The 12,554-nt window shown below is 55.8% G+C and carries 9 protein-coding genes; 5 read left to right on the forward strand and 4 right to left on the reverse strand.

The genetic code is table 11. From position 1 onward, the window contains the following. Positions 1–9 precede the first annotated feature (9 nt). Positions 10–381: an Rv2175c family DNA-binding protein gene (locus HMPREF0576_RS02725; protein ID WP_004010604.1), complete on the forward strand. Its 372-nt coding sequence runs from the start codon at positions 10–12 to the stop codon at positions 379–381. A 14-nt stretch (positions 382–395) separates the two neighbouring features. Here the strand turns inward: HMPREF0576_RS02725 and HMPREF0576_RS02730 are convergent, their stop codons facing one another. After that, entirely contained in the window at positions 396–1,481 is a 1,086-nt protein-coding gene (locus tag HMPREF0576_RS02730; protein ID WP_004006704.1) for a polyprenyl synthetase family protein, read from the reverse strand. 97 nt (positions 1,482–1,578) lie between these two features. Here HMPREF0576_RS02730 and HMPREF0576_RS02735 point away from each other — a divergent pair, with 97 nt between their 5' ends. Next, the gene (locus tag HMPREF0576_RS02735; RefSeq protein ID WP_004010605.1) at positions 1,579–3,273 is read left to right on the forward strand and encodes an RNA polymerase sigma factor; all 1,695 of its coding nucleotides are present in this window, start codon (positions 1,579–1,581) and stop codon (positions 3,271–3,273) included. A gap of 276 nt (positions 3,274–3,549) precedes the next feature. On the opposite strand, the gene HMPREF0576_RS02740 is transcribed toward HMPREF0576_RS02735, so the two are convergent. Beyond that, positions 3,550–4,005: a GNAT family N-acetyltransferase gene (locus tag HMPREF0576_RS02740; protein WP_004010606.1), complete on the reverse strand. Its 456-nt coding sequence runs from the start codon at positions 4,003–4,005 to the stop codon at positions 3,550–3,552. Between the two features lie 165 nt (positions 4,006–4,170). Here HMPREF0576_RS02740 and HMPREF0576_RS02745 point away from each other — a divergent pair, with 165 nt between their 5' ends. Beyond that, positions 4,171–6,282: a DNA gyrase/topoisomerase IV subunit B gene (locus tag HMPREF0576_RS02745; protein WP_004010607.1), complete on the forward strand. Its 2,112-nt coding sequence runs from the start codon at positions 4,171–4,173 to the stop codon at positions 6,280–6,282. A gap of 89 nt (positions 6,283–6,371) precedes the next feature. Next, on the forward strand, positions 6,372–7,463 hold the full coding sequence (locus tag HMPREF0576_RS02750; protein WP_211575028.1) for an N-acetyltransferase: 1,092 nt from the start codon (positions 6,372–6,374) through the stop codon (positions 7,461–7,463). Between the two features lie 81 nt (positions 7,464–7,544). Here the strand turns inward: HMPREF0576_RS02750 and HMPREF0576_RS02755 are convergent, their stop codons facing one another. After that, a complete protein-coding gene (locus HMPREF0576_RS02755) occupies positions 7,545–10,079 on the reverse strand; it encodes a DNA gyrase/topoisomerase IV subunit A (protein WP_004010609.1) in 2,535 nt (844 codons plus the stop codon). A 77-nt stretch (positions 10,080–10,156) separates the two neighbouring features. Between HMPREF0576_RS02755 and HMPREF0576_RS02760 the strand changes: the two genes are divergently transcribed. Then, positions 10,157–11,332 carry an alkaline phosphatase family protein gene (locus HMPREF0576_RS02760; RefSeq protein ID WP_245527313.1) on the forward strand — a complete coding sequence of 392 codons (1,176 nt, stop codon included), beginning with the start codon at positions 10,157–10,159 and terminating at the stop codon, positions 11,330–11,332. A 7-nt stretch (positions 11,333–11,339) separates the two neighbouring features. On the opposite strand, the gene sepH is transcribed toward HMPREF0576_RS02760, so the two are convergent. Next, positions 11,340–12,425 (reverse strand): septation protein SepH, encoded by a 1,086-nt coding sequence (sepH, locus tag HMPREF0576_RS02765; RefSeq protein WP_004006714.1) that lies wholly within the window; start codon positions 12,423–12,425, stop codon positions 11,340–11,342. Between the last annotated feature and the right edge of the window lie 129 nt (positions 12,426–12,554).

Consider the following 12,554-nt stretch of genomic DNA (forward strand, 5'->3'; position numbering starts at 1 on the left):
TTTTGCATTGTGAGTGAAATCTGGAAGGAATATAACTGGCTGACTATCAGCGAAGCGGCGGCTTATCTGGGTGTGGAACCGAAAGCTATCCGCTCCTGGCTCAAAGAATTATCTTTGCTAGCGTTGCCCTCACCAGAGGATGGAAAGCTGCGTATTCCCCAGGTCTTCCTGGTGCCAGCTGAATCGGCGGGAGATTATTGCGGACCCTTGGAGGTCCTGCGGGGTACCTTGATCCTGTTGCGTGATGGCGGGTTCAGCGATGTCGAAGCAATGAACTGGATGCTCAGCGTGGACGACAGCCTAGGGGACACCCCGTTGAATGCACTGCGGGCGGGACGCAAGAAAGCTGTGCGTAGGGTGGCAGGAGCTTTGGCACTCTGAATAGTTAGTGCTGATTAGCTGGCGCGGTTCACCAGGGAGGAACCGAAAGCGGCGAGTTGTCGTTTCACCTCTGCGTCGCACGGCATAGCGTCTAGGAATTCCTGGGATTGCTCCAGGTGCTCATTCATCAGGTCAGAAATCGCGCGTCGGGCTCCGGAACCGGTGATAATGGCGCAAATGTTGTCGATGATGGGTGGGGTCAAGTCCGGCGCTCCCCAGTAGCGCATCAAGTAGTCTCGCCCTCGGTCATCAGTCATTTCCCAAGCGAGAGCGAGCTGTGCAGTACGTTTCCCAGAACGAATATCGTCACCGGAGGGTTTTCCGGTCAGTTCTTGATCTCCGAAAATCCCCAAATCGTCGTCACGCAGCTGGTAAGCCACGCCCAAGGGAGTGGCGAATCCTTCCAATTGCTCAATGAGGGAATCACTGGCGCCGCGCAACGCCGCTCCCAACAGCAGCGGTATTACTACAGAGTAACGCGCGGTCTTGTGCTTGATAATTTCCATAGCCGCCTCCCGAGAGGGGGGCATATCAGGTGAGAGCTCACGAGTCTCTGCGGAAAGGTCGAGGAACTGTCCGTAAGCCACTTCGGCTTGCATCGTAACGAAGAAATTACTGGCTCGATGGGCATTTTCCACAGAAAGCGTGCTGATGGCCTGGGAAAAGTAAGAGTTTGCAGCCGCATAGAGCAAGTCTCCCCACAAGATAGCAGCGGAATCGCCGAAACGAGGTCCACCCATGGGGAAAGACGTCATAAACGCGATTTGCGCAGCAGGTAGACCGCGACGTTTTATGGCATTGTCGATGATGTCATCATGAACCAGAGCTGAGGTTTGAAACAGCTCGAGACTGGCGCCCAGGTCCAGCAGTTGGTCGGGAATCTCACCTGTCCGCAGGGGACCGGCGGCGCTAATCCAACCCATGTAGGCGGCGATGGCTCGGAAACGCTTACCCCGGGTGAGTAGTCCGCTAGCGGGGGCAGAGAATCCGTCTAGCTGCGCGTTTGTTAAGGCTTTGCTGTTGCAATATTTCCACGGCTCGGCAAGTCGGGCGCTGACTCCGGAGCGCACGTCAGCTATTAGGGAAATTTCCTCGAGCATGACCCAAATTTACCATGTCATGAGCAATTTTGTTAGTATGAAATTATAATTGTGCCTTGTACGTTTTGAAACAATTCCTCAATGCGAAAGGTTCTCGGTGTCTACCAGCGAAAAGTCCCTTGAAAATCAAGGCGAAACCAGCCCTACTACCACTCGGAAGACTGTCGGCAAGGCAGCAGGCGCCAAAGCTGGTTCCACCACTCGGAAAGCTAGCACCAAGGCGGGACAGAAAGTCTCTAAGGCGCAGTCGGAGGCGAAATCAACCGCCAAATCTGCAACGAAATCTAAGGCATCGACCGGATCCAAGAGCGCCGCAGCGAAGGCTACCAAGACCGCTGCTAAATCTGGCGGGAAAGCTAGCACAAAGACTGGCGCTAAAACTGCAGGGAAAACCGCGGCGAAATCCACCACCAAGACCAGAGCAAAATCCAGTGCCAAATCAGGTGAAAAGACCACTACTCGGAAAACCCGGAGCTCCAAGGCAAAAGCCACGGAGACGAGCACGGGTACGAAGCGGAGGAAGTCTGCAACCAATCAAGAACTACCTGAAGAGTCTGTAAAATCTCCGGAACTCGAAGTCGAGGACGAAATCGAGGAAGAAGTCGAAGATAAGGACAACGAACCTGATGAAGGCGAGCTGGAAGACCCGGAAATCGAGGATTTAGCAGACCTCGAGGGCGACGACGAAGAAGAAGATGATGCAGACAGTGAGGAAGACGCTGAGGATACTGAGGACGACGAGGACGAGGACGCTTCCCACGAGGATAAATCGAAAGATACCAAACTAGGGTCTAAAGCTAAATCCTCGACCAGTGCGGAATATACCCTCTCCGAAAAAGATGATGCGGACGAGCCGGCTCAAAAGGTGACCGTAGCTGGGGCGACTTCCGATCCGGTCAAGGATTACCTGAAGCAAATCGGCAAGGTCGCGCTGTTGAACGCGGAACAGGAAGTGGACCTGTCCAAGCGCATCGAAGCTGGTCTGTACGCGGAGCACCTGTTGAAGACTAAGCAGGAAACCATGACTCCGAAACAGATTCGGGAACTGCACTATGTCGTTCAAGACGGGCAGATGGCAAAGAATCACCTGCTAGAGGCAAACCTGCGCTTGGTAGTGGCTCTGGCAAAGAAATATACCGGACGTGGTATGTTGTTCCTTGACTTGATTCAAGAGGGCAACTTAGGTCTGATACGTGCGGTAGAAAAATTCGATTATTCCAAAGGTTACAAGTTCTCTACCTACGCCACCTGGTGGATTCGTCAGGCCATCACCCGTGCTATGGCAGACCAGGCGCGTACCATCCGGATTCCGGTACACATGGTGGAAGTCATTAATAAACTGGCGCGGGTGCAACGCCAAATGCTGCAGGATCTGGGACGCGAACCCACCCCTGATGAGCTGGCGCAAGAACTTGAAATGACCCCAGAAAAGGTCGTGGAAGTCCAGAAATACGGTCGCGAGCCGATTTCCCTGCACACCCCGCTGGGTGAGGACGGTGACTCTGAATTCGGGGATTTGATTGAAGACTCCGAAGCAGTAGTGCCTGCCGATGCCGTTAGCTTTATGATGCTCCAAGAACAGCTACAACGTGTTTTGGACACGTTGAGCGAACGAGAATCTGGCGTGATTGCCATGCGTTTCGGTCTCAAGGATGGTCAACCCAAGACTCTGGACGAAATCGGGCGCCGCTACGGGGTCACCCGCGAGCGTATCCGCCAGATTGAGGCCAAGACAATGTCCAAGCTGCGTCACCCGGCTCGTTCTCAGTCTTTGCGCGATTACTTGAACTAACCGCGACTCCCGTTAGACGAGTGTGCTATCGCGTTGATGGCGGGGATGGCGTATCAGCGACGTCTGGGGGACGTCGCGCCGCTGTAGCCCTGAGCTGAGTGATGAAGCGTCCTGGGTTTTGTTCCTATCTGTTTTTGAGAGGATTGGAACATATCGCAGGGGTGTTCGCTGGAGTTTAGGAATCGTGCGGTGAGGATGGTTGGTGATCGTCTGTCTGATGACAGGTCGTGTACGCAGTGGCGGGCTATCAGCGAGATTGCTCCACGGCTGGGTACATCAGTTGAGTCGTTGCGCCGCTGGTATGAGCAGCATCTTGATGTGGGGGATATTGTCCTCCAAGTAGGGCTCGGAGATCTGACGGAACCCGAGGTTTTCATAGAACCCCTGGGCATAGACCTGTCCCTCCAGATAGATGGCTTCAGCGTGGAAATGCTCTTGAGCCACGCGTATTCCCGCTTTCATGATTTCAGAACCCAAGCCCTGGCGGCGGCGCGCAGCAATGACGCGGCCAATCGAGACATATTCGCTCTCCACGCCGCGATCCAAGACGCGCAGGTAAGCCAGAATCTCGCCGTCCTCTTCCAACCACACGTGCAGAGAATCCTCATCTCGCCCATCAATTTCCGGGTAGGGGCAAGCCTGTTCGACCACGAAAACATCCGCCCTGAGTTTCAAGATTGCATACAGTTCCGTGTTACTGAGTTGCGCAAAAGTCTTAACCTTCAGCTCCAAAGGCGACGCCTCCTGTGTCGTGGGTTTTCATGTGTTATCAGCGTTTTAGTCTACCAGCGGTTTACTGTGGCGACACAGCGTGAAAACCGGGGGCGCGGGGGCAAAAAGCGCGAAGCCCGGCAAGGCAACCTGAACCGGAGCGCCACGGCGCATAGGATATAGCCCGTGGTTACAGCTAAAGATGTCTCTGATTACTCTGCCCACCACCTTTCCGTCTTGGAAGGGCTGGAGGCGGTGCGCAAGCGTCCCGCTATGTATATAGGCTCGACTGATAAGCGCGGGCTCATGCATTGCCTGTGGGAAATTATCGATAACTCGGTCGATGAAGCTTTGGCTGGGTTCTGTGACCACATCGAAGTCGTGCTTTATCCCGATCATTCAGCGGAAGTGCGCGATAACGGTCGTGGCGTGCCGATAGACGAAGTGCCCGGCACGGGCTTGAGCGGTGTGGAAGTCGTCTACACGAAACTGCACGCGGGCGGCAAATTCGATGCCGGACTGTACAAGGTCGCGGGAGGTTTGCACGGGGTGGGTGCCTCGGTGGTCAACGCCCTGTCCGCCCGTATGGACGTGGCGGTCGACCGGGATGGTTACACCCACGGATTGCAGTTTCGTAGGGGCGAACCCGGCGTGTTCAGCGACACGGAGGAACTGAACCCCAACAACGCTTTCCTACCTTTCGAGGATTCCTCCAAGCTAACGAAGCTCGGCAAGGTTAAGAAAGGTACCACCGGGACGCGGGTACGCTTTTGGGCGGACTACCAGATTTTCCCCAAGGAGGTTGACTTCAGCTACGAGGACCTGTCTAATCGGGCGCGCAAAACCTCGTTCCTGGTTCCCGGTCTGGCCATCACCATCACCGACCTGCGTGGAGAGGAAACTCTCACCGATACGTTCTTGCACAAGGGCGGTACGGTCGACTTTGTGGACTATCTCGCGCCGGACCGTGCCATCACTGACACTTGGCAGTTACAGGGGAGCGGCACCTTCATGGAGATTGTGCAAGTGCCGAACCAACAGACGGGTCATTTGGAGCCTAAAGAGATGGAGCGCACCTGTGAGGTCGACGTGGCGCTGCGCTGGGGAGTGGGCTATGACACTGTGGAACAAAGCTACGTAAACATTATCGAAACCCCGGTCGGTGGCACGCACCTGGCGGGCTTCGAAGCGGGGTTGGTGAAAACCCTGCGCGCGGCAATCCAAGCCAACTCACGGCGTCTGAAACTGGGCGCTAAAGAATCGAAAATCGAGAAAGAGGACATTCTGACAGGCATGACCGCCGTCATCACCGTGCGCTTGCCCGAACCCGAATTTGAGGGGCAAACAAAAGAAGCCCTGGGCAGCGCCAAAGTCAAGCCGATTGTGACCAAAGTCGTGACTGAGGAGCTGGAAGCAAAGCTGAACTCCCGGAAACGCGAGGATAAAAACCAGGTTTCCGCCCTTCTGGACAAAATCGTGGCAGAGATGCGTTCACGCCTGTCCGCTCGGCTGTCCAAAGAGATTACGCGACGGAAAAACGCGCTGGAAACCTCGACTCTCCCGACGAAACTTGTGGATTGCCGCAGTGACGACGTCGAGAAATCCGAGCTGTTCATCGTGGAGGGCGATTCTGCGCTGGGCACCGCGAAAGCTGCTCGGAACTCCGAATTTCAAGCTCTGTTCCCGATTCGCGGCAAAATCCTCAACGTGCAAAAGACCGGCACTGCCCAAATGCTGGCTAACGCGGAATGCGCGGCGATTATCCAGGTCCTCGGGGCTGGGTCGGGGCGCACTTTCGACATTTCACAAGCCCGGTACGGCAAAGTCATCATGATGACGGATGCGGACGTGGATGGGGCGCATATCCGCACGCTGCTGTTGACCCTGTTCTTCCGCTATATGCGACCCATGATTGCCGCAGGTCGAGTCTTTGCTGCCGTCCCGCCGCTGCACCGGATTCAGGTCAACGCGAAAGGCAAGACGCCCGGCGAATTCCTCTACACCTATTCAGAGGATCAGCTCCATAAAGAGCTGGGGAAACTGGAACAGACCGGACGAACCTACAAGGAACCCATTCAGCGTTACAAAGGCTTGGGCGAGATGGACGCCGACCAGTTGGCAGAAACGACCATGGATCCGCAACACCGCACGCTGCGGCGAATCCGTTTAAGCGATGAAGCCGCTGTCAATCGGGCAGAAGAAGTCTTTGAGTTGTTGATGGGTTCGGCAGTGCCACCGCGGCGAGAATTCATCATCGAGGGAGCTTCGAAGTTGGACGCCGAGATGATTGACGCCTAGAATCGTCAGATAAGCTCCGGATTGGTGTCCGATTTCACCAGGAACCAATCAAAGTCATGGCAACGGCTTCTAACAAGCGAGGGGGAGATTTGGCTCAACTTTTTGCGTACCCAGCTTCCACTCCAGGACTCACCTGGAAACCGCTGGAGGTCACGCATAAGCCAGACCTGATGCGACTCATTGTCGAGATGGAACGTATCGACAATCCGCCCTACCGGACTTCCCCGGCGGAAGTTGATTCAATCTTTCAATCTGAATTTTGCGGACTAAGCGCCTGGGATCAGGACTCGCGGATGGTCGCCTACGCCATTGTGCGTATCGACGAAACCGACGGAGTACAAGCGATTTGCTCCGGAGGAGTGGGAGCGAGCTGGCGGAATCGTGGGGTCGGTTCCATCATTTTCCAGTGGGAAGTCCAGACTGCGCACACTATGCTGACAGACAAGCCGCGTCCTGCCCAGATTGTGTGTTTCGTGGACCAGGCAGCCAGTGGTGCCGAACCACAGCTGCGCGCCAGCGGTTTTCTTCCCGCCCATACTTATCTGGAATTGCGTCGTGATTTGGCAGCTCCGGGAGAACTGGTAGCCCCCGGTCAATATCTGGAAATTATCCCGTGGTCACCGGACTTTGATGACCATGTGCGTCGGGCTCACAACGAGCTGATGTCTTTAGCAGCCGGAGCACCTGCCCAAGATATGCAGACCTGGCAATCGAGCCGACCCTTCTTTGCCCCGCAATGGTCATTTATCGCCTTGGACAAATCCAGTGATGTCGCCGAAATAGCCGGGTATTTGCTATCTGCCCGCTATGAGCAAGATTGGGAGGCAATGGGATTCACCCAAGGTTATACTGAAATCCTGGGGGTCCTGCCTGATTATGCGGAGACGCAGGTAGCGGCGGCTTTGCTATCTCATGCCATCGCTTCATACCAAGAATCGGGAATGCAATACGCCGCTGTAGGGTTGGATCAGGAAAACCCGACTGATGTCGCACAACTCTATACTGACTTCGGGTATGAAGTTACAGGAGGTTCGACTGAGTGGGTGGTGAACCTACCTGCCGAAACTACAGAGCCTGCGGATGCTTCCGCCCTGCGGGAAGAAGTCGCAAAAATGAATCGTGAGTCTGCCTCTGTGCTATCGAGACGAAAAAGAGAGAAAATCGGGCGTAAATCTCAGTAAAGACCCTGCTTGCGGGAGCGTCTCTCGACGTCTCAGACTCCGGTGCAACGATGAGGATAGAAAATATACTGCAATCGAGTATTAGCCAAAATAGGCGATATTAGATTTCAAGTTCGATCCAGAACCATCCCTACGTTCGTCTAATTCTGGCAGTTTGACTGGCTTACCGTGGGCATCGATGGCGTGTATTGGATCCGGACCCACAAAAGCCATATCGAGCGCATACTCGCCCTTTAGGAAACGCTGCACCCGCACCCCTTGTGCGCCCCGACCCTTTACGGGATAGCGATCCAGCGGTGTGAGTTTAATGGAACTTTGATTCGCCCCCGGCATCGCGTTCATAATGGCAGCGACAGTGGCGACGGTAGTAGCTGCAACCAGCTCATCAGGGACGATAGCTCCGGCAATGACCTGCGTGTGTTCTTTCAGACTCATACCTGCGACCCCGCCGGCATTGCGCCCCTGGGGGCGAACTTTATTAGCGGGAGTTCGCAGCAGCTGGGCATCCGTTGAAATCATCACGATTTGAGCGTCATCCGGGCAAGCTCCGGCATAAATCAACTGGTCCGTACCCTCCAGATTGATGATGCTGAAGCGGTCTTGGGTACTGGGATAGTCCGGTCGCATCCGTTTCACGATGCCGCGTGCGGTCATCATTCCGACCGTTTCGTCTTTATCCAAGGTGAGGATACCGACCACAGTTTCCCCGTCCTCCAAACGAGCTGCAGCTGATAGTTGCGGGGCGCCGTCAAAAGACCAGAGGGGCGCACTTTCCGTGAGACTCAACTCTATATCCTCAGTTTCGGTTGAACCTGCGGCAGTTGCGCTACTAGCGCCGGCAGAGTCAGCCAATGAGGACTTTTCCCCCGGAGGAAGACTCAACACGTCCAGACGCACCACAAAACCCGATGAAGTCACGACTCCGAAAGACCCTCGCGTATGGGTCAGTATAGAGCCGGCGATGGTGCTGTTGAAACCCTCTAAACGGGTCACGGGACCGGTATGTGTCAAACGGATAGCTCGCCCGTCGGCACCCAGGATAATCCGGCACGGTACATCGGGAACCTCCAGGGGCACATCCGACACCGTCATCGCCCCCAAAACCGGCAGTGCAGCGTCTTTTGAAGCCGCCACAGCTGAACCGTCCTCTTCCAGCAACACGGTACGACGTGGCGTAGACAGACGCGCCGCGGTCTGACGCATATCGGAACGTACCACGTCATGCAGTTTTTCGGTGGATGCCAAAATTTGTTCCAGTTCGGCAATCGCTTGTCGCAGCTCATCAGCTTCCGCCTCCAGCTCCAGGCGGGAGAACTTAGTCAGCCGCCGCAACCGTAGCTCTAGGATGAACTCCGCCTGGGCTTCGGACAAATCGAATACTGTCATCAAACGTTGACGAGCCGCGGCGGAATCATCCGAGGTCCGAATGACCTCGATGACCTCATCCAGATTCAGCACGGCAATGAGCAACCCATCGACCAAATGCAGGCGTTCTTGCTTTTTCTTCAGACGGAATTCGCTGCGCCGTCGAGTGACCTCCACACGGTGGTCGACAAACACCTGCAGTGCTGCTTTCAGACCCAGCGTGCGCGGCTGGCCATCGACCAGGGCGACGGTATTAATGCCGAAAGATTCCTGCAGGGGAGTGTACTTATACAGCGAAGCCAAAACAGCTTCAGGATGAAAACCGTTCTTAACCTCGACCACCAGGCGCATTCCGTGCGTCCGATCGGAGAGGTCCTGCCAGCCCGAAACACCTTTGACCTTTCCGGAGCTGACAGATTCTTTCAGTTTTTCCGCGACTCGCTCGGGACCGACCTGGTAAGGCAGTTCAGTAATGACAATGCCACGCTTACGAGCCGTGACCTGTTCGATGGTCGCCCTGGCACGAGTGATAAAAATGCCTCTCCCGGTTTCGTAGGCTTCACGGATTCCGTCCAAGCCCACAATAATTCCGCCTCCGGGAAGGTCCGGACCGGGGCAGTACTTCATCAGTTCCGCGGTGTCGGCTTGCGGATGATCCAGTAAGTGAATGGCGGCGTTAATCGTTTCGCCCACGTTGTGAGGTGGAATGTTAGTCGCCATGCCTACCGCGATCCCGTTAGCGCCGTTGACCAGCAGATTCGGGAACGCAGCTGGGAGCACCGCAGGCTGGGTGAGCTGATTGTCATAGTTTGGCACAAAATCGACAACGTCCTCGTCCAAATCGTCCACCAGTGCCAAAGCGGCGGGAGCCAAGCGAGCCTCGGTGTAACGCGCGGCGGCGGGGCCGTCATCCAGCGAACCGAAGTTGCCGTGACCGTCGATAAGCGGCACGCGCATGGTGAAAGGCTGTGCCAGACGCACCAGGGCATCGTAGATGGCAGAGTCTCCGTGCGGATGCAGCTTACCCATGACATCACCAACGACACGTTGCGACTTGACGTGTCCTTTATCAGGTGTCAGACCCATCTGTTTCATCTGGAACAGGATGCGACGCTGGACTGGTTTCAACCCGTCTTTTGCATCTGGTAGGGCGCGCGCGTGAATGACTGAATAGGCATATTCCAGGAAGGAATGCTCCATTTCCTCGTTGATGTCGATGTCTTGGATGCGTTCGAGGGAGGAGTCAGACATGACATCAATTCTTACGATTTTTCCTGCTCTTACGCCGCTTGCCACACCGGCGGGGTCGGAAATGATTGAATGGAAGGGTGAGCAACACGGAATTTCACACTGAAATCATGGCTGCGGGCGATGCTGATTTACGCCTCGATGCCCTGCTGGAAAGCGAATTTGCGGCTGCTGGCTGGTCCACCTTACCTCAGCAGCCTCCCTCCGCCCCGGATTCGACTGATAGCCCTGCCGGAGCCCCAGTCGTCCTCGTCCTGATTGACGGTCTGGGATGGTGGAACTTGAACGAATACCTGGGACATGCACCGAACTTACGTGCTCTGGTGAAAGCCGCCACAGCCTCGGGACAGACCTTAACCGCTCGCAGCGTGTGCCCCTCCACTACTGCAGCCGCGATTACTTCCACTCTGACCGGGCTGGCTCCCGGACGGCACAATATGCTGTCCTACCAGCTGATAGACCCGGTGGCACAGGCGAAATTTAACTTGATTACCTTCGAGGATTATCCGGGACGGACCGAAGAATTCCAACCCGAATCGACTTGGTTTGAGCGACTGCACACGGCGAAAATTCCGGCTTTTGCTTTGGGACCGAAAAAATTTATCGGTGGCGGACTGACTCGAGCTGCCCTGCGGGGCGCGACGTATGTGGCTTCTGAAAACCTGGAGGCACGAGCCCGTGATGCCGCCAACGTGTCGAAACAGGGCGGACTGACGTATTTCTATATCGCAGAAGTCGATCATGCCGGACATGGTTACGGGGTGGGATCCGATAAGTGGGTGAAAAACTTGGAAAAGGCTGATCGCGCCATTGGAATCATGCTGGATAGTCTGGCACCAGGAGTGAGGGTCATCATCACCGCAGATCACGGCATGTTGAACACGTCCCCTGAAGTCACCGTGGATTTGGCAAAGACTGCGGCGGCAGAATTTATCGCTGACGCCAGCGGGGAAGGACGCGTCCTGCACGTCCACGCCCAGCCGGGAGCGGCAGCGGTGCTGCAAGAAACGCTGCAGACACTGCTGGGGCCAGCCAAAGTGCTGAATCGCGACCAGGCAGAAGCCTTATTTGCTGCCTACAACGGCACCCCGGTGCGCCGGAAGGAACTGTTGGGCGATGTGGTCATATTTGCAGCGGGGACAGGTCAGACCTTGGACTCGCGATTTTTCAAAGAACAGGTATTCCAGATGAAAGGTCTGCACGGGGGCTTGAGCGAATCAGAAATGCGCGTTCCGCTGCTGCGTTATGTCAGCTGAGTCTCTCTCAGTCTGCCTTAGAGCCAAACAGAATCTCGTCCCAAGAAGGCATGGCAGCACGCCCCCGGCGTGTGGTGTGTCTACCTGTGTCAGCGGCAGGCTGAGCTGGATTTGGCTGCAAATCTTCCATCCCCGGTAACACGCCACTATCTGTGGGCAGTGCGGGTGACTGGGCAGCTGGAGGAGACTGGCGTTTCGCGGCTTCGAGGGACAAAACGTCCGCATCTGGGAGCGGCGAAACAGCGTCTGGAGTGGGTGCGGCTGGCGGTGCAGTCTCAGCATCCGGGGCAAACCCGGACGCAATGGCTGCCTCCATCGCGGAAACATCGTCTTCTTCGTCTCCGGTCACCACGGAAAGCCGGGTTCCTCGAGCAGCGTTCAGCTCTTCGAGCAGAGCTTCGGTAGCGCTCGTTTCTGGAGATTGTTCCGGGATGGGTTTGGTGGTTGGAGAGGGGGAAACCTCAGTCTCTGGGGCAGAACCGAAGCGGAAATGTCCTCGGCTCAGCAGGGTGTCGGAACCGGCGGGGGTAGCGGTCTCTGTCAGCCAGCGTGCCTGTTCGTCCAATGCCGTCAACGTGCGGTTTTCGTGGTCAAAGTCCCAGTTTGCCTCCAGGGCTTTGGCGTCCTGTACGAACTCCAGGTGAACCAGCCAGTTTTCGCCGGGTTGCCGGGTGGCATCCCAAATCAAGGAAGTGGGGCTGACTCCGCGGGTCGCCAAGCGGTCGATAACCAACTCGCCCAGAGCCGGGGCATCTTTATCAGGCGAAACCCGAGTTTCCTGAGCCTGACGGGCAGTATAAATCCGTTCTGCCAAAACCGGAGCTTCGTAACGTTTCACCTGAGCCAAGTCCATGCCGGCGCTGGTGGCGACCTCTTGGGCGGACGCGCCACCGCGAATCAAAGTTTGAATGTCTTTGGGGCGTAAATCCTGGGTGTTGGAAGCGGATAGCGCCGCCACAACTTTCCTACGCTGCTGGCGCACTATGGAGCGCAGCTCTTCGTCGAGAGGTAAAAGGAAGCGTTCACCTTCTGTGTCAACTAACACAAGGTGTTCGCCGTCAGTATGAATTCCAAGCAAAGAAAGGCTGCGCATTTTTCCTCCTGGACTAAACATTGCCAAAATCGGGGGCAGTTTTCACGTCAACCCGCCGTAGCGTTGCCGACAGGTCGCAATTTCCTTAAAGTAGTGCTAATATCGCGACGCACCAAATCGTTTATTTTA

The sequence above is a fragment of the Mobiluncus holmesii ATCC 35242 genome, from assembly GCF_000185445.1.
GTDB lineage: Bacteria > Actinomycetota > Actinomycetes > Actinomycetales > Actinomycetaceae > Mobiluncus > Mobiluncus curtisii.